Origin of the sequence: Hoeflea marina, from assembly GCF_003182275.1 — a bacterium.
Lineage (GTDB): Bacteria > Pseudomonadota > Alphaproteobacteria > Rhizobiales > Rhizobiaceae > Hoeflea > Hoeflea marina.
Genome location: NZ_QGTR01000005.1, coordinates 217,414 through 237,590 on the forward strand (window position 1 = coordinate 217,414; position 20,177 = coordinate 237,590).

The 20,177-nt window shown below is 65.8% G+C and carries 16 protein-coding genes; 6 read left to right on the plus strand and 10 right to left on the minus strand.

Going from position 1 to position 20,177, the window contains the following annotated elements:
• Together DFR52_RS19275 and DFR52_RS19280 are read right to left on the minus strand one after the other, a co-directional pair.
• Positions 1-1,497, minus strand: coding sequence for an aldehyde dehydrogenase family protein (locus DFR52_RS19275; RefSeq protein WP_110033650.1), 1,497 nt, complete (start codon positions 1,495-1,497; stop codon positions 1-3).
• Between the two features lies 1 nt (position 1,498).
• Positions 1,499-2,602, minus strand: a complete 1,104-nt coding sequence (locus tag DFR52_RS19280) for a mandelate racemase/muconate lactonizing enzyme family protein (RefSeq protein ID WP_110033651.1) — start codon at positions 2,600-2,602, stop codon at positions 1,499-1,501.
• A gap of 166 nt (positions 2,603-2,768) precedes the next feature.
• On the opposite strand from DFR52_RS19280, the gene pdxR reads away from it, so the two are divergent.
• Positions 2,769-4,280, plus strand: coding sequence for a MocR-like pyridoxine biosynthesis transcription factor PdxR (pdxR, locus tag DFR52_RS19285; protein WP_110033652.1), 1,512 nt, complete (start codon positions 2,769-2,771; stop codon positions 4,278-4,280).
• A 115-nt stretch (positions 4,281-4,395) separates the two neighbouring features.
• Here pdxR and DFR52_RS19290 read toward each other — a convergent pair whose 3' ends face one another.
• The 8 genes from DFR52_RS19290 to DFR52_RS19325 all read right to left on the minus strand — a co-directional run bounded on the left by DFR52_RS19290 (position 4,396) and on the right by DFR52_RS19325 (position 13,030).
• Positions 4,396-6,021: a GMC family oxidoreductase gene (locus DFR52_RS19290; RefSeq protein ID WP_110033653.1), complete on the minus strand. Its 1,626-nt coding sequence runs from the start codon at positions 6,019-6,021 to the stop codon at positions 4,396-4,398.
• Between the two features lie 172 nt (positions 6,022-6,193).
• Positions 6,194-7,621: a gamma-aminobutyraldehyde dehydrogenase gene (locus DFR52_RS19295; RefSeq protein ID WP_110033654.1), complete on the minus strand. Its 1,428-nt coding sequence runs from the start codon at positions 7,619-7,621 to the stop codon at positions 6,194-6,196.
• A gap of 19 nt (positions 7,622-7,640) precedes the next feature.
• Entirely contained in the window at positions 7,641-8,456 is an 816-nt protein-coding gene (locus DFR52_RS19300) for an ABC transporter permease (RefSeq protein WP_110033655.1), read from the minus strand.
• Positions 8,446-9,402 carry an ABC transporter permease gene (locus DFR52_RS19305; protein WP_110033656.1) on the minus strand — a complete coding sequence of 319 codons (957 nt, stop codon included), beginning with the start codon at positions 9,400-9,402 and terminating at the stop codon, positions 8,446-8,448. Before DFR52_RS19305 ends, DFR52_RS19300 begins: the two co-directional genes overlap by 11 nt.
• A complete protein-coding gene (locus tag DFR52_RS19310; protein ID WP_110033657.1) occupies positions 9,399-10,388 on the minus strand; it encodes an ABC transporter ATP-binding protein in 990 nt (329 codons plus the stop codon). The genes DFR52_RS19305 and DFR52_RS19310 overlap by 4 nt, the downstream gene beginning before the upstream one ends.
• A 168-nt stretch (positions 10,389-10,556) precedes the next feature.
• Entirely contained in the window at positions 10,557-11,720 is a 1,164-nt protein-coding gene (locus tag DFR52_RS19315) for an ABC transporter substrate-binding protein (protein ID WP_110033658.1), read from the minus strand.
• A 123-nt stretch (positions 11,721-11,843) separates the two neighbouring features.
• Positions 11,844-12,752: a LysR family transcriptional regulator gene (locus DFR52_RS19320; protein WP_110033659.1), complete on the minus strand. Its 909-nt coding sequence runs from the start codon at positions 12,750-12,752 to the stop codon at positions 11,844-11,846.
• A gap of 92 nt (positions 12,753-12,844) precedes the next feature.
• Positions 12,845-13,030: a DUF2735 domain-containing protein gene (locus DFR52_RS19325; protein WP_110033660.1), complete on the minus strand. Its 186-nt coding sequence runs from the start codon at positions 13,028-13,030 to the stop codon at positions 12,845-12,847.
• Between the two features lie 441 nt (positions 13,031-13,471).
• On the opposite strand from DFR52_RS19325, the gene DFR52_RS19330 reads away from it, so the two are divergent.
• The 5 genes from DFR52_RS19330 (at position 13,472) to DFR52_RS19350 (ending at position 20,121) form a co-directional block, all read left to right on the plus strand.
• Positions 13,472-14,515: a glutamine synthetase beta-grasp domain-containing protein gene (locus DFR52_RS19330; RefSeq protein ID WP_110033661.1), complete on the plus strand. Its 1,044-nt coding sequence runs from the start codon at positions 13,472-13,474 to the stop codon at positions 14,513-14,515.
• A 189-nt stretch (positions 14,516-14,704) separates the two neighbouring features.
• Positions 14,705-14,941, plus strand: coding sequence for a BrnA antitoxin family protein (locus DFR52_RS19335; protein WP_110033662.1), 237 nt, complete (start codon positions 14,705-14,707; stop codon positions 14,939-14,941).
• 600 nt (positions 14,942-15,541) lie between these two features.
• Positions 15,542-15,892: a P-II family nitrogen regulator gene (locus DFR52_RS19340; RefSeq protein WP_170132313.1), complete on the plus strand. Its 351-nt coding sequence runs from the start codon at positions 15,542-15,544 to the stop codon at positions 15,890-15,892.
• 26 nt (positions 15,893-15,918) lie between these two features.
• The gene (locus DFR52_RS19345; RefSeq protein WP_110033664.1) at positions 15,919-17,289 is read left to right on the plus strand and encodes an ammonium transporter; all 1,371 of its coding nucleotides are present in this window, start codon (positions 15,919-15,921) and stop codon (positions 17,287-17,289) included.
• Between the two features lie 159 nt (positions 17,290-17,448).
• Complete coding sequence (locus DFR52_RS19350) at positions 17,449-20,121, plus strand: FtsK/SpoIIIE family DNA translocase (RefSeq protein WP_245415405.1); 2,673 nt, start codon at positions 17,449-17,451, stop codon at positions 20,119-20,121.
• The last annotated feature ends 56 nt before the right edge of the window (positions 20,122-20,177 follow it).

Below are 20,177 nucleotides of genomic sequence, written 5' to 3' on the forward strand. Positions count from 1 at the left end.
TTATCCCTCGATCCGTGCGGCAACGCTCTTCACTCTGGAGTAGACCTCGAGCGCCGCCAAACCCTTTTCGCGTCCGAAGCCCGACATCTTGGTGCCGCCGAAAGGCACCTCGATGCCGCCGGCGAAATATTCGTTGATGAAGACCTGTCCCGCCTCGATGTCGCGCGCCAGCCGGTGTGCGGTGCCGAAATCGCGGGTGTAGATGCCTGCGACCAGGCCGAACGGCGTGTCGTTGGCGACTTCGAGCGCCTCCTCCTCGCCGTCCACCACCTGGACGGTGAGCACCGGGCCGAAAATCTCCTCCTGCACCACCGCATCCTGCCGCGCGACATTGTCGAGAATGGTCGGCTCGAAGAACCAGCCTGCGCCGCTCGCCGGATCGACTGTCCGGCTGCCGCCCGTGGCGATCTCGACGCCGCGGTCTCGCGCTGCATCGACATAAGAGGCGACCTTGTCGAGATGCCCGGCGGAATTCAGCGGTCCGAATTGTGGCCGGCGGAGGCCATGGCCGATCGTCAGCTGGCGGGCTCGGTCGACCAGTCGGCCGACCATTTCGGCGTGGATGCGGCGGTCGATCACGAGCCGCGAGCCGGCCGAACAGATCTGTCCCGCATTCTCGAAGATCGCACCCAGCACGCCTTCGACCGCGGCGTCGAGATCGGCGTCGGCGAGCACCACCACCGGCGACTTGCCGCCAAGCTCCAGCAACACGCTGCTGACGGCGGGCGCGGCCGCCTGCATGACGCTCACGCCCGTCATCACCGAACCGGTGAACGAGACATGCCGTACATCCCGGTGCGCCACCAGCGGCGCGCCGGCATCAACGCCGGTGCCGGTGACGACGTTGAGAACGCCAGCCGGCAGTCCCGCCTGGTGCAGGATCTCCGCCAGCATCAGCGCCGTCAGCGGCGTCTGCTCGGCCGGCTTGGCCACCACGGTGCAGCCCGCCGCCAGTGCCGGGGCGATTCCGCGGGCTGCCGTCGACAGCGGATAGTTCCAGGGAATGATATGCGCCGTCACGCCGACGGGCTCATGATGCGAATAGCCGAGATGGTTCGGACCCAGCGGAAATGTAGCGCCCTGCAGCTTGTCGGCAGCGCCCGCATAGTAGTCGAAACAGCGCGCAGCGCCGCTCACATCGCCTTCCGCCTCCTGCAGCGGCTTGCCGCAATCGAGGCATTCCGCCACCGCCAGACGCCCGGCATGAGCCCGGATCAGCTCGGCGGCGCGCGCCAGAATGCGGCCGCGCTCCGACGCCCTGGTCCGGCCCCAGCTTTTCTGGGCGCGCCGCGCCGCATCCACCGCCCGGTCGACATCGCCGACGGATCCGGCCGCGAAGTCGTGGAACGCCCGCGCCGACCCGGCATCGAAGCTCTGCATCCGCCCGCCATCGGACGAGGCGACCCATTCTCCGTCGATGAAATGCCGATCCGGCAGGCCGGCGAGTGTGCCGGTGCGGAAATAGTCCTCGACCATCTGCCTGGTGTCATCGCTCATCTCAGTCGGCTCCGCTGATCTGATAGGCGGACCGGGCCAGCCATTCCGGCTCGATCTCGACGCCCCAACCGGGCTCGTCGGTCACTGTCGCCTGGCCATCGACGATGGCGTAGGGATCGTTGCGGAACAGGCCCTGCTGCCAGGGATAGTAATCGAGGCCCTCGATCGAGAATTCGAGATACTTGCCGGCATTGGGGATTGCGCGCAAAAGGTGCATGGTGAACAGCGTCACCATCGAGAGATTGGCGCAATGCGGTGTCACGGGCAGTCCGGCGGCCTCGGCCATCCGCGCCACCCGGAGCGTTCGGCTGATTCCGCCGAGATAGCAGATGTCCGGCTGCACGATGTCGACGGCCCGCATCTCGATCATCCGCCGCCAATGCGTGAGGTCCCAGTCCTGCTCGCCGCCCGAGACGTCGATCGACAGCGTGTCGCACACCTCTTTGGTCTGCTCCATTTCCCAGTAGGGGCAGGGTTCCTCGTAGTGGCTGTAGCCGCTGTCCTCCAGCATGCGGCCCACCTCGATGGCGCGCGCCGGCGAATAGCAGGAATTGGCGTCGATCAGCAGGGCGACCGCGTCGCCCAGCTCGCGCCGCATCAAAGGGATGATCTCTTCCGTGCGGCCGGGCCATTCATCCTGGTTGCGGCCGACCTCGGCGCCGGCGCGCACCTTGAAGGCGTCGAACCCGTCGCGATCGCGCAGCCGCTTGAGCCGCTCCGCCTCGTCCTTCGGCGTGATGTCGCGTTTCATCGAGGAGGCATAGGCGCGCAGCGGTCCGGCGCTGCCACCGAGAAGCGCCGCCACCGGCTTGCCCGCCTGCTTGCCGCGCAGATCCCACACCGCAGTGTCGAGCCCCCCCATGGCGCGGCACAGATAGGAGCCGGGAAACTTGTGCTCGCGCTCCATGATCCGGTCGAGATGGTCGTCGAGATCGGCGATATCGACGCCGATGCTCCAAGGCGCTACCTGACGGTGCAGCACCTGCGCGGTAATGTCGGAATGGTAGGTCGAAATTTGCCCCCAGCCCGTGTCGCCGGCTTCGTCGGTGACCCTGACGAAGCCGGCGAACGGCGTGGAGAAGGTTTCGATGGCCTTGATCTTCATCTGCGCTGCCCTTGCATGGTGTCACCCGCCGCCGCAGTCTCGCGGATCCAGCCGATGTGGTCTGTGCGCGGAACTTCGGCCATGATTGGCCTTCCAAACAGATCCATTTTGGAATATTGGTCATGCCAATCGCGACGGCATCAAACCAGGGGAAACTCCGAGCACGATGGTCAAATATGCCGGCGGCGCCCTTATCCCCACCATCGAACTCGACCGCAGGAGTCCCGGATCGCTCAGCACCCAGCTGGTCGGCGGATTGCGCCGGCTGATCCTGTCGGGCCATCTGGCCGCCGGGCAGCGGCTGCCCTCAAGCCGCACCCTGGCGCAGGATCAGGGCGTCTCGCGGATGACCGTGGTGACCGCCTATGAGCAATTGACCTCTGAAGGGCTGATCGCCTCCCGCGTCGGTGCCGGCGCCTATGTCAGCGCGGCGCTCGACATCGACCGCCCCCTGCCTGCGCCCCGGACGCTCGGCGGACTGTCAGGCTCGGCAGCGCCCCGGCTGGCGCGGCTGAGCGTGGACGCCTCCGAGCAGTATTTCCCGAGGCTCAGCCATCCCGAAGCGCCCTGCGCCTTTGTCACCGGAACGCCCGCCAACGACCAGTTTCCGATGGCGCTCTGGGCGCGGCTCAGCGCTCAATACTGGCGCCAGCCGCGCAACCTCGTGCTTGGCTATCCCGATGCGGAGGGGCTTTATTCGCTGCGCCGCGCCATAACCATGCATCTGCAGGCCAATCGCGGCATCACCTGCTCGCCCGAGGATGTCTTCATCTTCAACGGCGCCCAGGACGCCTTCAACCGCATCGGACAGACGTTGCTCAATCCGGGCGACAAGGTGTGGATCGAGAATCCGGGCGCGATCGGCGCCCGCAACAGCCTGATTTCATCGGGCGCCGACCTGGTCCCGGTTCCGGTGGACAACGAAGGCATCGACGTCGCCGAGGGCCTGCGCCTGTGTCCGGACTTCCGCCTCGCCTTCGTCACGCCGGCGCGCCAGCACCCGCTGGGTGTGACCATGTCGCCGGGCCGGAGATTCGAGCTGCTCGGCGCCGCCGAGCGCTGCGGTGCCTGGGTCATCGAGGACGATTACGACGGCGAGTTCCATTATTCGGGCCATCCCGCGGCCACGCTGAAGAGCGTCGACACCTCGGGCCGGGTGATCTATGTCGGAACCTTCTCCAAGGTGATGTTCGCCGCCCTCAGGCTCGGCTATGTCGTGGCGCCGCCGGCGTTGGCCACGGTGTTTCGGCGCGTCGCCGGCGCAACCATGCAGGGCGCGCCGGCCAGCCTGCAGGCGATCATGGCGAGCTTCATCGAACAGGGCCATTTCACCACCCATATCCGCCGCATGCGACGCGTCTATGGCGACCGCCAGAAGGCGCTGCAGGACGCGGCCGGGCGTCATCTCAGGGGATTGCTCGAGGTGGAGCCCACCAGCACCGGCTTCCAGACCGTCGGTCGGCTGGCGCCGGATTTCGACGATCTCGAGGTGATCGCCCGGGCCGCCGAACGCGGCATCGTGCTCTCCTCGCTCAGCCGCTTCGCCATAACCCCCGTGGCCCCGGGCCTGATCCTCGGCTTCAGCGCCGTCCCGCCCGCCGCGATCGAGGCGGCGGTGGAAGAGCTGGGCCGGCTGTTGCGCGGCATGCGCGCCGGCGCCGCGAAGGCACCCGGCTAGCGCATTTCAAGACGAAGCGAATGTCACTTCGGCCCAGGACAATGCGACAAAACAGGAACTTGGGGCGCGTTTGCGGGCAATAGCAGAAGCGCTCCGGCGCGGACGGATAGGCGGCTCAGACTCCGGCCATGTCCGCCAGGATCATCTCCGCCGCCTTTTCGCCCACCATCATGCTCGGCGCGTTCAGGTTGCCCGAGGGAATCACTGGAAAGATTGCCGCGTCCGCCACCCTGAGTCCCTCGATTCCGTGCACTCTCAGCCGCGCATCGACCACTGACGTGACCGGATCGGCGCCCATCCCGCAAGTGCCGCATGGGTGAAACACGGTGCTGGTTCGCGCCCTGATATCGGCCGCCAGCTCGCCGTCGGACTGAACGGCCGGGCCAGGCTTGAGTTCGCTCGCGATGATCTCCCGCATCGGCGCCGTTGCCGCGATGCGCCTGAGCAACCGTGCGCCTTCCAGCATCTCGGCCATGTCGGCCTCGGTGCTGAGATAGTTGGGAACGATTTTCGGCGCCGCAAAGGGATCGGCCGTCTTGAGTCCGATCTCGCCGCGGCTCGTCGGATGGCAGTTGGAAATTCCCATCTGGAAGCCGGCGAACGCGTCCGGGCTCATCAGCGCGCGTCGCCCCGGCAAGGCGCGAGTGTAGCTCAGCGGCGAGAAATAGAGCTGCAGATTCGGTCGCGTCCGCCCGGGCGCGCTGCGCACGAAGCCGCCGCCCTGATTGAGGCTCATCGACAGCGGACCGTCGCGATTTAGGAGATAGCGGAGGCCGACAGCCAGCCGGCCCCACCATGGCCTGAGCACATCGTTGAGCGACGGCTTGCTGCTGCGGTAAACATGGTCGAAGCCGACATGGTCCTGCAGGTTCCGTCCGACCATCGGCGCATCGCGGACCACATCGATGCCGAGCGGCTTGAGCGATCGCGCCGGCCCCACGCCCGACAGCATCAGGAGCTGCGGCGAGTTCACCGCGCCGGCTGACAGGATCACCTCCCGGCCAGCCATCGCCCGGTGCAGTTTTCCGCCGCGGCGGTACTCGACCCCCACCGCCCGGCCGCCTTCGAACAGGATCCGGGTGGCATGGGCATGCGACCGAATCTCCAGATTGGCGCGCCGCCGTGCCGGGTTGAGATAGGCCGTGGCCGCCGAGCAGCGAAAGCCGGCGCGCGTGGTGATCTGGTAGAGGCCCACCCCCTCCTGGGTGCCGCCGTTGAAATCGCCGTTCCGCGGCAGGCCGACCTCCGCAGCACCCGCCAGATAGTTGGCGCAGAGCGGATGGGCCACATCCTCGATGCTGGTGATGGTCAGCGGGCCGCCGCCGCCGCGCCATTGATCGACGCCGGCCAGATTGTCCTCCATGCGCCTGTAGGCCGGCAGCACGTCGGCAAAGCCCCAGCCCGGGTTGCCGAGTGCCGCCCAGTTGTCGAAATCCGCCGCCTGGCCGCGGATATACACCATGGCGTTGATCGAACTGGACCCGCCGATCACCTTGCCGCGCGGCCAGTAGCAGGCTTCGCCTGTCGTGCCGGCATCCGGCTCGGTCATGTATTTCCAGTTGAGGCCCGGGTGATGAAATGCCTTGCCGTAACCGATCGGCATGCGGACCCAGAAATTCCGGTCGCTGCCGCCCGCCTCCAGCACCAGCACCTTCAGGCCGGTCCGCTCGCTCAGGCGGCTGGCGATCACGCATCCCGCCGACCCCGCGCCGATCACGATGAAATCGAATGTGTCCGTCATGCACCATCACCCGGAGTTGCCGTTTGCTGATGCGGCAGAGGCCCGCAGCAGGCGGCAAGCATAAGCCGGCGAATGGCCCATTGTCGGGGTCCATTTCGAACTTTCGATCAGACCACTTTCCGGCGCTGCCCGACATCCCGCTGCTCGTCAGCAGTCCTCGGACGTTGCCGGCCTATCCGTGAGCGATCATCACGTGGCGCACCGCGGTGTAATCCTCCAGGGCATAGAGCGACATGTCCTTGCCGTAGCCGGACTGCTTCAATCCGCCATGCGGCATCTCGTTGCACAGCATGAAGTGGGTGTTGATCCAGGTGCAGCCATATTGCAGGCGCGAGGCCGTCTCCATGGCGCGAGATACATCCTTCGTCCAGATCGAGGACGCCAGTCCGTATTCGGAATCGTTGGCCCAGGTCACCGCCTCGTCGGCGTCGGAGAAGCGCGTCACCGACACCACCGGGCCGAACACCTCGCGCCGCACGATCTCGTCGCTCTGCAGCGCGCCGGCGATCACCGTCGGCTCATAGAAGAAGCCGCCCTGCCCGGACGGCTTGCCGCCGGTGGTGATCTCCATGTGGCTCTTTTCCGAGGCGCGCTCGACGAAACTCGCCACCCGGTCGCGCTGCCGCTTGGAGATCAGCGGCCCGATCTCGTTCTGGGTGTCGTCGGCATCGTTGAAGCGGATGGTCGCCACCGCGGAGGACAGGTCGGCCACCAGCTTTTCGTAGATCTTCGGCCCGGCATAGATGCGGCAGGCCGCGGTGCAGTCCTGGCCGGCATTGTAGAAACCGAAGGCACGCAGGCCGCCGACCACCGCGTCGATGTCGGCGTCGTCGAAGACGATGACCGGCGCCTTGCCGCCGAGCTCCAGATGCGTCCGCTTGACCGAGCGGGCGGCCGCCTGCAGCACCTTCTTGCCGGTGGCGACATCGCCGGTGATGGATATCATGTCGGCGCGCGGATGGTTGATGAGCGCGTTGCCGACCGATTCGCCCCGCCCCAGCACCACGCTGACCACGCCCTCGGGCAGGATGTCGGCCATGACCCGGGCCAATTTCAAAGCCGTCAGCGGCGTCTGCTCCGATGGCTTGAACACCACCGTGTTGCCGCCGGCAATCGCCGGCGCCAGCTTCCAGGCCATCATCATCAGCGGATAGTTCCACGGTGCGATCGAGGCAACGACGCCGATCGGGTCGCGCCGGATCATCGAGGTGAAGCCGGGCAGGTATTCGCCCGCGGCGTTGCCCGGCATGCAGCGCACTGCGCCGGCGAAAAAGCGCCAGCAGTCGACGATCGCCGGAATCTCGTCATTGAGCACGGCGTTGATCGGCTTGCCGCAATTGAGCGCCTCCAGCGTCGCGAAGTCCCGGGCCTCTGCCTCGATGCGCGCCGCGATCGCCAGCAGGTAAGTGGAGCGCTGGGCCGGCGTCGTCCGCGACCAGGTCCTGAATGCCTTGTCGGCCGCCTGCATCGCCGCGTCGATCTGCGCCGCCGACGCCTCCGGCAGGTGCAGGATGGTCTCGCCGGTCTTCGGATTGAGCACGTTCTCCGGGGTTTCGGTACCGGCCTCGAATCGGTTGCCGATCAGCATCTCTGTGTGCATTGCATCTCTCCCGTTGGTGTCATTTGCCCGAGCCGGTGATCTGGTCGCCGTCGCGGGTCAGGTAATAGGCAAGAAGGATCGGCAGGAAGGTGACCAGCACGACCACCATCGCCACCACATTGGTCACCGGGCGCTGCCTCGGCCGCACCAGTTCCTCCAGCATCCAGATCGGCAGCGTCTGCTGCTGTCCGGCGGTGAACGTGGTCACGATCACCTCGTCGAAGGACAGCGCGAAGGCAAGCATGCCGCCGGCGAGCAGAGCGGTGGAGATGTTTGGCAGGATCACGTGGCGGAAGGTCTGGAATCCGTCGGCGCCAAGATCCATCGAAGCCTCGATCAGCGACCCCGACAGCCGGCGGAATCGGGCCACCGCGTTGTTGTAGACGACCACGACGCAGAAGGTTGCGTGGCCGAGCACGATGGTCCAGAAGGAAAACGGGATCTCGGCGAGGTTGAAGGCGGACCTGAGCGAGATCCCGGTGATGATGCCGGGCAGCGCGATGGGCAGGATGACCATGAGCGAGATCGTCTCGCGACCGAAGAAGCGGGTCTGCGACACGGCGGCCGCGCACAAGGTGCCGAGCAGCAGCGCCACTCCGGTCGAGATCGAGGCGACGCGAACCGACAGGCCGAGCGCCTCCCAGACGTCGGGGCGGTTCCAGGTCACGGCGAACCACTTCAGCGTCAGCCCCGGCGGCGGGAACTGGTAGCTCTTGTCCTCGGTGGTGAAGGCATAGAGGAAGATGAGCAGCAGCGGCAGGTGCAGGAACAGGAGCCCGGCGGCGGCGGCGATCTTCAGTCCGGGCGGCGTCCGGTGCTGGCGGTCAGAGCGCATTGAAGGCCCCCGCCCGCCTGGCCAGCCACAGATAGATTCCCATGATGACCACCGGTACCACGGTGAAGGCGGCGGCCAGCGGGATGTTGCCAGCCGTTCCCTGGTGCGCGTAGACCGCCATGCCGATGAACAGGTGCGAGGTGCCGATGATCTGAGGGACGATGTAGTCGCCCAGCGTCAGCGAGAAGGTGAAGATCGATCCGGCAATCACGCCGGGCAGCGCCAGCGGCAGCAGCACATGGGCGAAGGTCTGTCGCGGCGAGGCCCCGAGATCGGCGGAGGCTTCCAGCAGGTTTCCCGGAACCCGCTCGAGGGCGGCCTGCACCGGCAAGATCATGAACGGCAGCCAGACATAGACGAAGACGAGGAACGTGCCGGTCGGGCTCACCGACAGCGAGTTGCCGCCGACCACCGGCAGCGCCAGCCAGCCGTCGATGAGGAATGTCAGATGCAGCCGCTCGAACACCCAGGTGAGGATGCCCTCCTTGGCGAGGATCAGTTTCCAGGCATAGACCTTGACGAGGTAGCTCGACCACAGGGGCAGCATCACGCCGAGATAGAACACCGCCTTCCAGCGACCTCGGGCATGGCGGGCGGCGAAATAGGCGATCGGAAAGGCGATGATCGCTGAGGCGATCGTCACCAGGCCGGCCATGACGACGGTGCGGAGGATGATGTCGAGGTTGGAGGGACGCAGGAGTTCGCCATAGGTCTTCAGCGTGAACTCGCGCACGACCATGCCGGAGAACTCGTCGACAGCGAAGAAGCTCTGCATCAGCAGCGCGAACAGGCTTCCGAGATAGACCACGCCGAGCCAGATCAGCGGCGGCGTCAGCATCAGGAACAGCAGCAATCCGGGATGGCGCCAGAACGCATCCGACAGGCTGCCGGCGGCCCCGCCCCGGCCCGGCAGGATCGCGCCGGCGGTAACGGTGGCAGCCGTCATGCGACCGGTCCCATCAGGTGAAGCGCCGACGGCTCCCAGGAGAACCGGACGCCGGCGCCCGGCTCGGGCACCGAGGAACCGGCGGGCAGCAGCACGGTGAGCTTCCCGCCCGCCGCATTCAGCGTCACTCGCGTCGCACTGCCGAGGAAACTCGCCCCGGTGACACGCGCCTCGTGACCGCCGCCGGAGCCGAGGCGGATGTCCTCGGGCCGCAGGCTCGCCCATTCGGCCGGCCCGCCGAGCCGCTGCGTGGTCTCGGGGGAGAGCACGTTCGAGGAGCCGACGAAGTCCGCCACGAAACGCGACTTGGGCCGGCGGTAGATCTCCTCTGGCGTGCCGGTCTGCATGATCCGGCCCTCGTTGAACACCGCGATCCGGTCGGCCATCGACAGCGCCTCGCCCTGGTCATGGGTGACGAAGACGAAGGTGATGCCGAGCGATCTCTGCAGCGCCTTGAGTTCCTCCTGCATCTGTTCGCGCAGTTTGAGATCGAGCGCGCCCAGCGGCTCGTCGAGCAGGAGCACCTTCGGCTTGTTGATCAGCGCCCGGGCCAGCGCCACCCGCTGTCTCTGGCCCCCGGACAACTGCCCCGGCTTGCGCGCGCCGTAGCCGGGCAGCTTGACCATCTCGAGCGCGGCTTCGGCATCGCGCGCCCGCTCGGCGCGGCCGATCCCCCGGATCATCTGCCCGTAGCCCACATTGTCGAGCACGTTGAGATGCGGGAACAGCGCGTAGTCCTGGAACACCGTGTTGACGTTGCGCCGGTAAGGCGGCACGCCGTCGGCGGTCTCGCCGAAAATCTCGATATGGCCTGCCGTCGGCTGCTCGAAGCCGGCGATCAGCCGCAGGCATGTCGTCTTCCCGGATCCCGAGGGTCCGAGCATGGCGAAGAATTCGCCCGGCGCGATGTCGAGGTCGAGTGCGTCGACGGCGCGAACGCTGCCGAAATGCCGGGAAACCTGGCTGAAAGTCACCGCTGGGGTCATCGGATGTCTCGCATCTCTTTTCATTTCGCTCAAAGAGACCGTGGCTACCGCAATGGCGCGTCGGCCCGCCGGAACCGTGGCTCGAGGGGCGCCTGACCGCCCCTCATCCGCAGATCCGACTCTGATCGGCCGCCTGGCTGCCCTGCGGTCGCCTCACCGGGACGGAAACTAGCGCCCGCCTATGACGCCGATATAGTCCGAGACCCAGCGGTAATAGGGCACGCACTCGCCCTGGCTCGCGCACTTCGTCACCGGGGTGGTCCAGAAGCTGATCTTCTCGAAATCGTCCAGGCCGTTGGCCGTGCAGCCCTCGGCGGTCTGCATGCCGCGGCCGTCGGTGCAGGCGGCCGGAACCGACGGGTTGGCGCCGAACCACACGGAGAGATCCGATTGCAGGTTGGAGGCCAGCGAATGCTCCATCCACAGATAGGCACAGTTCGGATTGGCGGCCTCCGCATGCATCATCGTGGTGTCCGCCCATCCGGTGGCGCCCTCCTGCGGGATGACCGAGGCGACAGGCACCTTGTCGGCCTTGAGCAGGTTGACCTGGAACGGCCAGGAGCCCGACGCGACCACGCCCTCGTTCTTGAAGTCATCGATCTGGATGAAGGCGTCATGCCAGTAGCGGCCGACCAGCGTGCGCTGCACCCGAAGCAGGTCGAGCGCTTCCTTGTACTGCGCCTCGTTGAGCTCGTAGGGGCTCTTGATGCCCAGCTCCGGCTTGTGGAACATGAGATACTGCGCGGCGTCCGCGATGTGGATCGGGCCGTCATAGGCCTGCACGCGGCCCTTGTTGGTCTTTCCGTCCGGCAGCTCCATTTCCTCGAACACGACGTTCCAGGACGTCGGCGCTTCCTTGAAGACTTCCGTGTTGTACATCAGCACGTTCGGCCCCCACATATAGGGCGTGCCGTAGTGGGTGCCGTCGACCGTGTGCCAGGGGGCGTCCTTGAGGCGATCATCGACGGCCGACCAGGACGGAATGAGATCGATGTTGATCGGCTGCACGCGCTTGCCCGCAATCAGCCGGAGCGAGGCGTCGCCCGAGGCGGTGACCAGGTCGAAGCCACCTTCATTCATCAGCGCGACCATCTCGTCGGACGTGTTGGCGGTCTTGACATTGACCTTGCAGCCCGATGCCTCCTCGAACTTGGTGACCCAGTCGAAAGCCTTGTCGGTTTCGCCGCGCTCGATGTAGCCAGCCCAGGCGACGATGTTGACCTGGCCCTCGCCGGGTCCGACTTCCGTCATCATGTCGGCGGAGGCAAATCCGGGCGCCACAACCGAAAAGGCCAGCGCCATGGCCGTGCAACTGCAGAGTGACTTCTTCATCGATGAATCTCCCGCAAACCGCGATGGCCGTGCATCGGCATCGCCTCGGCATCAAGAGTGCGGTCAAGCCTGCAGATCGGCAAATTCTTTTATCAGATCGTCGTTATCGAAAATTCCGATATCTCACCGTTGGCGCATGCCCCGCTGCGCCTGCGAGAGGCCGATGAAATCCCGCGCCGCCTGCGACAGCTGCGATCCGCGACGCCAGGCGACCCCCACCTGCACCATCGGCAGGCTGCCCGACACATCCCGAGATTCGATGCGGTCGCCCTCCAGCGACCAGGGCCGGTAGACAAGGTCCGGCAGCAGCGCCACCCCGGCGCCGGTCGCCACAAGGCTCCGCACCGCTTCCACGGAGCGGGTGCGGAAGGCGATGCGCGGCTTGCCGCCGATGGCGCTGAGCAGCTTGGCCGTGCTTTCTTCGATCTCGTCGATGGTCAGCATGATCACGGGTTCGTTGGCGAGGTCGGCGATCTCGATGCTCTCTGCGGAGGCCAGCCGGTGGCCGAGCGGCAACCAGAGCCGGTAGGGCGACACCTCGAGAATCTCGGTCTGCAGCGCCATGCGGTCGCGCAGATTGGAAACCACGATGACGGCAACATCGAGTTCGCCCCCCACCAACAGATGCTCGAGATAGTCGCCATTGTCCTCGATGGCCGACACTTCAATTCCCGGAAAGGCGCGCCGGTATCGAGCCAGCAGGTCGGAGAGCACGTAGCCCGCCACCAGTGAGGTGACGCCGAGTTGCAGCGTGCCGCCGGAGATTTCGCGCTCGGCCGAGAAGCTGCGCCGCGCGTCCGACACGTCGGACAGGATCTTGGTGGCATGGCGGAGAAACTGGTGCCCCTTGTGGGTGATCAGGAGGCCGCGCGAATGGCGCTCGAACAGTTCCACGCCTAGATCGGTCTCTAGCCCCTTGATCGCCTCGGTCACCGCCGATTGCGAAATCGACAGATTTTGCGCGGCGCCCGACACCGTGCCCTCGGCGGCCACGGCGACAAAATACTGCAACTGGCGAAGGGAAAAGGCCATGCTGCATCGGATCAGCAAAATTGCTGGCTGACAACCGGTTCCTGCGTCGGCCGGGACTCAGCGGTTAGCTGGTCCGCGACCGCGACCACCGTTCACGACGGGTCGCTCTCCCGGATCGCGGCGCCATGATACCAGCAGTCATCCACGACGCTTTCGCTGATTTGCCTCAGGCGCTCGGCCTCCTTCAGCTTCGCCTTCTGCGCTTCGGCAAAGCCGGCGCGCCCGCCGACGGGGAACTGGTAGACCTTTGCGGTTCCTTGCAATGCTGCCTGCGCCATGACTGGTCTCCTTGCAGATACACGTGGTCCAACGAATCCTGGACCTGATTGGTTTCCGGTTCATACCAGTTTCGCGGCAACAATTCATCAGCTAAATCACAAAAAATAGGCAATTGCCTATATTATAGGCAACACACCGTGATGCAGCGCTGCAGGCCGGCTTTTGCCGTTGCGGGACGGAATGCGCCAAAATGTCGCCTCGATGATAGGCATCGAGCTCAGACGCCCGTCAAAACGGCAGCATTCTGCGTCGATTCAACGATTTTTCATGGAAAACTGCCCGCGGCCGCGCACCGCAAGCCTGCGGTGTCCGCCCCGATTCCCCCGGTTGGCACGTTTCATGCGTGTTGGAACTCAGCCGAGGTGGTGGCTTTGGCCGCCATCGCCATACGCATGAGAAAATTGGTTGCATCAGACCGCTTCGATCAGGAGAGACTAGCAATGACGAAATACAGACTCGAATACATCTGGCTGGACGGATACACACCGGTTCCGAATCTGCGCGGCAAGACGCAGATCAAGGAATTCGCGGATTTCCCGACGCTGGATGACCTGCCGCTGTGGGGCTTTGACGGGTCTTCGACGATGCAGGCAGAAGGCCGCAGCTCCGATTGCGTTCTCAAGCCGGTCGCCGTCTACCCGGATGCCGCCCGCACCAACGGCGTGCTGGTGCTGTGCGAAGTGATGATGCCTGATGGCGTCACCCCGCACCCCTCCAACAAGCGCGCCACCATTCTGGACGACGAGGGCGCCTGGTTCGGCTTCGAGCAGGAGTATTTCTTCTACCAGAACGGCCGTCCGCTCGGCTTCCCCGAAACCGGTTTCCCGGCCCCCCAGGGCCCGTACTACACCGGCGTCGGCTATTCCAATGTCGGCCCCATCGCCCGCCAGATCGTTGAGGAGCATCTCGACCTCTGCCTCGCCGCTGGCATCAACCACGAAGGCATCAATGCCGAAGTGGCCAAGGGCCAGTGGGAATTCCAGATCTTCGGCAAGGGCTCCAAGAAGGCCGCCGACGAAATGTGGATCGCCCGCTATCTGCTGCAGCGACTGACCGAAGCCTACGAGATCGACATCGAGTATCACTGCAAGCCGCTCGGCGACACGGACTGGAACGGCTCGGGCATGCATGCCAACTTCTCCACCACCTTCATGCGCGAGACCGGCGGCAAGGACTATTTCCTCGCCCTGATGGCCGCTTTCGAGAAGAACTGCGCCGATCACATCGAGGTCTACGGTCCCGACAACCACATGCGCCTGACGGGCAAGCACGAGACCCAGTCGATCGACCAGTTCAGCTGGGGCGTGGCCGACCGCGGCGCCTCGATCCGCGTTCCGCACAGCTTCGTCAAGAACGACGCCTATCGCGGCTACCTGGAAGACCGCCGTCCGAACTCGCAGGGCGATCCCTACCAGATCGCCTCGCAGATCCTCAAGACCATTGCCGAGGTTCCGACCGCCGGCAAGGCGTCCGCCGCCGCCTGAGGCGGAGCGGGCAAGCAGATCGGCCGGGGCGCTCGCGCGTCCCGGCCTTTTCATGTCGCCCCGCCACAGCCAGAGCGGCGGCCCCAGCCCAACGGGCCACAATCGCGCTGACAAGCCGCCATTCACGCGATAGAAGCGATCGGCAACCTCGGCGCCGTCGCCGGGATCCACGCATAGGAGGACAGCCTGATGGCAAACCGCCCCCGCCGACCGGTCAGCGCCCTGGAGACCGCCGAGGCAGTGTTCAAGCCGGCCAAGCCGGCCGCAGCCCCGGCGCCCGCCAGGGCCGCGGCCCCGCCCGGTGCCCGCGAACTGGTCTCGATTCGCATCGATCAGGATGTTCTGGAGCATTTCCAGGCGGGCGGCCCAGGCTGGCAGGACCGCATCAACGAAGCGCTTCGGGCCGCGGTAGCCGCAACGATCTGACCTGCATCGTGCCGGCGGGCCGCGGTGATCACGGCAGGCCCGATCCGGAGGCTTTGGCGTCACCCGGCCTCGGCGGGTGTGTGGCTCGACACGCCCGCCGACTGGCATTGCCCACCTGTCGCAGCCATCGGTGCCGCTGCCGCAAAACCATTCACAGGTAAACAGGATCTTTCCCCGCCGCCGGTCGGTGCCGGTGAACCTGCTCCACGTCCCGCCATTCCGCGCCGCCGGACGCGGCTGCGGCGCTTCCGCTGACAGGCAGGCTGCCAATCCGCATTCCCCGGCACCGACCGCGGCGGGGTTGGAACCGGCGGATTGCGGCCGCTTCCCCCACCGCGCCCGAGGGCAGGCGACACTGATTCTTGGCGCTGGAGGGTAGTCCTCGCCCGCCGTGGTGCGAAAAGCGGCACTGCCTGTTTTTGCGCCACGAACATTCGTCGGACTGATCAATTCTTGGGCATATCAGGCACAAATGCGGCTGAATTCCGTTGTTTTGCGGCGGAATCGAGTCTGGCACGGCATTTGATTAGAGAAGGACGAGCGTGGGCGTTTGTAACGCGTTCCCGGTCGACAAAGGCGGCATGGCCGCAGTGAACAAGGATGGGAAACCAGATGAAAATTGTGATTGCCATCATCAAGCCGTTCAAGCTCGATGAAGTGCGCGAGGCACTGACCGAGATCGGCATCCAGGGGCTCACCGTAACGGAAGTGAAGGGTTACGGTCGTCAGAAGGGGCATACGGAAATCTATCGCGGCACGGAATATGCGGTGAGCTTTCTGCCCAAACTCAAGATCGAGATCGCGGTTGCATCCGGGATGGTCGATCAGGCAGTCGAGGCGATCGCGAAAGCTGCCAAGACCGGCCAGATCGGCGACGGCAAGATCTTCGTCCACACCATTGATCAGGCCATGCGCATCCGCACTGGCGAAACCGACGCCGACGCGTTGTGACCGTCGCGATTTACAGGAGTCTTTCCATGCCAAAACTTACGACCAACCGGATCGGCGCCGGCATTGCGGCATTTGCCGCCTCCGCGCTGACGCCTCTCGTGGCTTTCGCCCAGGATACGACCACGGCTGCCGCACCCGCGGTTGAAGCCGTGGCTGCGACCATCAACAAGGGCGACACAGCCTGGATGATGACATCCTCGCTGCTCGTCCTCTTCATGCTCGTTCCCGGCCTGGCCTTGTTCTATGGCGGTCTTGTCCGCACCAAGAACATGCTCTCGCTTCTGATGCAGTGCACCCTGATCGCCGCCACCGTCATGGTGATCTGGGTGTTCTGGGGCTACTCCTTCGCCTTCGGCGGCGGCACCTCGCCCTACTGGGGCGGCATGGGCAAGCTCTTCCTCTCGGGGGTGACGCTTGACTCGACCGCGGCCACCTTCACCGATGGCGTGGTCCTGCCGGAATATGTCTTCATCGCCTTCCAGATGACCTTCGCCTGCATCACCCCGGCGCTCTTCGTCGGCGCATTCGCCGAGCGGATGAAGTTCTCCTCGGTGCTGCTCTTCACCGTGCTCTGGGTCACCGTCGTCTACTTCCCGATCGCCCACATGGTCTGGGACGGCGCCGGCCTGATCTTCAACATGGGCGCCATCGACTTTGCCGGCGGCACCGTGGTGCACATCAATGCCGGTATTGCCGCTCTGGTGGCGTCGATCGTCATCGGCCCGCGCATCGGCCTGGGCAAGGACATGATGGCCCCGCATTCGATGACGCTGACCATGGTCGGCGCCGCGATGCTCTGGGTCGGCTGGTTCGGCTTCAATGCCGGCTCAAACCTGGAAGCGACCGCCGGCGCAACGCTGGCAATGATGAACACCTTCGTCTGCACCGCCGGCGCCATCATCAGCTGGTGTGCGGTTGAGGCCATCTTCCGCGGCAAGGCCTCCGGCCTCGGCGCGGCCTCCGGCATGGTCGCCGGTCTCGTCGCCATCACGCCGGCCTGCGGCACGACGGGTCCCGTCGGCGCCATCGTCCTCGGGCTGGCTGTCTCGCCGATCTGCTACCTCTTCGTCTCCAAGGTGAAGGCGAAGTTCGGCTACGACGACAGCCTCGACGTCTTCGGCGTCCACGGCATCGGCGGCATTGTCGGCGCCATCGGCACCGGCATTCTCTGCGCCCCGTCGCTGGGTGGCACTGGCTACGTGGTCGAGGCCGGCACCATGGGCGCTCAGCTTTACGCCCAGATCTCGGCCGTTGTCATCACCATCGTCTGGTCGGGCATCGGCTCGCTGGTCCTGCTCTACATCGTCAAGGCCATCCTCGGCCTGCGGGTCAGTCCGGAAGACGAACGCCAGGGTCTCGACCTCTCGTCGCACGGCGAGGCCGCCTACCACAGCTGACCGCTGCGGATTGGAGCCATTGAGCGCGGCCCGGATCATTCCGGGCCGCGTTTTCGTGTCCGACGCGGATGGTTAATGTGGCATTAACCGCCCTCCGGTTAGGGTTGCGCAAGGCGGGCCTCTCGACGGCCCGGACAACCGATTCGGACAGTTGTGACCATGCGAACAAGTACCCCCAATGTCATGCCCGGCACTCCGCGCGGTAACACCGCCATGGCCAGCCTCGTGCACCGGCAGCTGCAGCTCTTGGCAGCGGTGGCGATCTTCGTGGGCCTCGGTCTCGCGGCGGCGGCGCTGGGCACATGGAATGTCGATGATCCGAGCTTCTCCAATGCCAGCGGCACGGTGCCGACCAATGTGCTGGGATATACGGGCGCCGCCTTCGCCGACCTGGTGATGCAGTTCTTCGGCATTGCCGGCGTCGTGGCTCTTCTGCCTGCGCTGTTCTGGGGTCTGGCGATGCTGCGGGACACCGGCATCGATCGCAAGCCGCAACGCTCGGCCGCCTGGTTCGGCAGCGCCTGGCTGTCGGCCGCGCTCTTCGGGCTGTTTCCCGCCTCGGCCGCATGGCCGCTGCCCAATGGCCTGGGAGGCGTCCTCGGCGACATGGCTCTCAAGATCCCGGCCCTGTTTCTGGGCGCATTTCCGTCCGGTGCGGTGGCGCTGATCATCGGCGTGGCGCTGCTTGCGCCCGCCGGCTGGCTGTTCCTGTTCGGTGCCGGCCTTCTTCGCCGCAAGCCTGCCGCGGTCAAGGAAATTCCCCTTGAGGACGAGGACAGTGACGGTGACGAGGAAGCCGATGGCGACGGCGGCTGGCTGGCGCTCGGCGCCATCACCCATGCCTATTACACCTGGCGCGGCCGCCTGCGCCGCCTGACGGGGCGCTCGTCCGCCAACCGGATCCGCAAGCTCGGACCGGACGATGAACCCATGGATCTGCATGCAACGGCCGATGACTCATCCATCGATGGCCGCGACAGCTGGAGCGTGCGCGCCGAACCCGCCTTCGAGCCGGTCCGCCAGCCGGCATCCGGTGGCCGCCGCGCCGACCCGGAAATGAGCGCCCCCCGCCGCCGGATCGACGACGAGCCGCCCTTCGACATGGACGACGACCTGCCGGTCCCCGACGGCATCCTGGTTGACGACGACGAGGATCCCGCGGCCGACTGGCAGCCGCGCGCCCAGCCGCCGCGTGCGCCGCCGCCGCAGGCGAGCACCGTGCGGATCGCGCCGCAGGCCGAAAGGCCGAAGCCCGGCAGCCGTGTTCACAAGGACGCCCAGACCTCCATGCTCGAGGAGCGCGGCTTCGCGCTGCCGTCGCTGCATCTCCTCGCCGAGGCCAAGAGCATCACCAAGGACTCCTCGCTTTCGCCGGAGGCCCTGGAGCAGAATGCCCGCATGCTCGAGGGCGTGCTCGAGGATTTCGGCGTCAAGGGAGAGATCATCCACGTCCGCCCGGGCCCGGTCGTCACCATGTACGAGCTCGAGCCCGCGCCCGGCATCAAGTCGTCCCGGGTCATCGGCCTTGCCGACGACATCGCCCGCTCGATGAGCGCCATTGCCGCCCGCGTCGCAGTCGTCCCCGGCCGCAACGCCATCGGCATCGAGCTGCCCAATCTCAAGCGCGAGACCGTCTATCTGCGCGAGCTCATCGCCAGCCGCGATTTCGAGAACTCCAAGGCCAAGCTCGGCCTGGCGCTGGGCAAGACCATCGGCGGCGAGGCGGTGATCGCCGATCTGGCCAAGATGCCGCATCTTCTTGTGGCCGGAACCACCGGTTCGGGCAAGTCGGTCGCCATCAACACCATGATCCTGTCGATCCTCTACCGCATGGATCCCTCCATGTGCCGGCTGATCATGATCGACCCGAAAATGCTCGAACTTTCCGTCTATGACGGCATTCCGCACCTGCTCACCCCGGTGGTCACCGACCCGAAAAAGGCTGTGGTGGCGCTGAAATGGACCGTGCGCGAGATGGAGCAGCGCTACAAGAAGATGTCCAAGCTCGGCGTGCGCAACATCGACGGCTTCAACGCCCGGGTCGAGCAGGCGGCCGGCAAGGGCGAGCCGATCACCCGCACGGTGCAGACCGGCTTTGACCGCCACACCGGCGAAGCGGTCTACGAGACCGAGGAGTTCGACCTCGAGGCGATGCCCTACATCGTCGTCATCATCGACGAGATGGCCGACCTGATGATGGTCGCGGGCAAGGACATCGAAGGCGCCGTGCAGCGGCTGGCGCAGATGGCGCGCGCCGCCGGCATCCACGTCGTCATGGCCACGCAGCGTCCCTCGGTGGACGTCATCACCGGCACCATCAAGGCCAACTTCCCCACCCGCATCTCCTTCCAGGTGACGTCGAAGATCGATTCGCGCACCATCCTGGGCGAACAGGGCGGCGAGCAGCTCCTCGGCATGGGCGACATGCTCTACATGGCCGGCGGCGGCCGCATCCAGCGCGTCCACGGTCCCTTCGTCTCCGACTCGGAGGTCGAGGATGTGGTGGCCTATCTCAAGACCCAGGGCGTGCCGGATTATCTCGATGCCATCACCGAGGATGACGAAGAAGAGGACGGCGGTGGCGGCGGCGGCGGTCCTGCCGGAACCTCCAACCTGGCCGACTCCGAGGATCCCTATGACCAGGCGGTGGCCATCGTGCTGCGCGACGAGAAGGCCTCGACCTCCTACATCCAGCGTCGCCTCGGCATCGGCTACAACCGCGCCGCCTCGCTGATCGAGCGGATGGAGAAGGAGGGCATCATCGGACCCGCCAACCACGCCGGCAAGCGCGAGATCCTGGTGCCGACCGAGGGCGACATCGATCCGCGGTGAACCCGGCGCAAATGTCATACTGGTGCCGCAGTTGAGCGCCAAACAGCGCCAATGAA

Excerpts from the sequence above, each read along its gene's own strand:
- DFR52_RS19315 (WP_110033658.1), bottom strand. The coding sequence starts at position 11,720 with ATGAAGAAGTCACTCTGCAGTTGCACGGCCATGGCGCTGGCCTTTTCG.
- DFR52_RS19290 (WP_110033653.1), bottom strand. The coding sequence starts at position 6,021 with ATGACGGACACATTCGATTTCATCGTGATCGGCGCGGGGTCGGCGGGA.
- DFR52_RS19305 (WP_110033656.1), bottom strand. The coding sequence starts at position 9,402 with ATGACGGCTGCCACCGTTACCGCCGGCGCGATCCTGCCGGGCCGGGGC.
- DFR52_RS19320 (WP_110033659.1), bottom strand. The coding sequence starts at position 12,752 with ATGGCCTTTTCCCTTCGCCAGTTGCAGTATTTTGTCGCCGTGGCCGCC.
- DFR52_RS19350 (WP_245415405.1), top strand. The coding sequence starts at position 17,449 with ATGCGAACAAGTACCCCCAATGTCATGCCCGGCACTCCGCGCGGTAAC.
- DFR52_RS19300 (WP_110033655.1), bottom strand. The coding sequence starts at position 8,456 with ATGCGCTCTGACCGCCAGCACCGGACGCCGCCCGGACTGAAGATCGCC.
- DFR52_RS19335 (WP_110033662.1), top strand. The coding sequence starts at position 14,705 with ATGGCAAACCGCCCCCGCCGACCGGTCAGCGCCCTGGAGACCGCCGAG.
- DFR52_RS19345 (WP_110033664.1), top strand. The coding sequence starts at position 15,919 with ATGCCAAAACTTACGACCAACCGGATCGGCGCCGGCATTGCGGCATTT.
- DFR52_RS19295 (WP_110033654.1), bottom strand. The coding sequence starts at position 7,621 with ATGCACACAGAGATGCTGATCGGCAACCGATTCGAGGCCGGTACCGAA.
- pdxR (WP_110033652.1), top strand. The coding sequence starts at position 2,769 with ATGGTCAAATATGCCGGCGGCGCCCTTATCCCCACCATCGAACTCGAC.
- DFR52_RS19330 (WP_110033661.1), top strand. The coding sequence starts at position 13,472 with ATGACGAAATACAGACTCGAATACATCTGGCTGGACGGATACACACCG.
- DFR52_RS19275 (WP_110033650.1), bottom strand. The coding sequence starts at position 1,497 with ATGAGCGATGACACCAGGCAGATGGTCGAGGACTATTTCCGCACCGGC.
- DFR52_RS19325 (WP_110033660.1), bottom strand. The coding sequence starts at position 13,030 with ATGGCGCAGGCAGCATTGCAAGGAACCGCAAAGGTCTACCAGTTCCCC.
- DFR52_RS19280 (WP_110033651.1), bottom strand. The coding sequence starts at position 2,602 with ATGAAGATCAAGGCCATCGAAACCTTCTCCACGCCGTTCGCCGGCTTC.
- DFR52_RS19340 (WP_170132313.1), top strand. The coding sequence starts at position 15,542 with ATGGGAAACCAGATGAAAATTGTGATTGCCATCATCAAGCCGTTCAAG.
- DFR52_RS19310 (WP_110033657.1), bottom strand. The coding sequence starts at position 10,388 with ATGACCCCAGCGGTGACTTTCAGCCAGGTTTCCCGGCATTTCGGCAGC.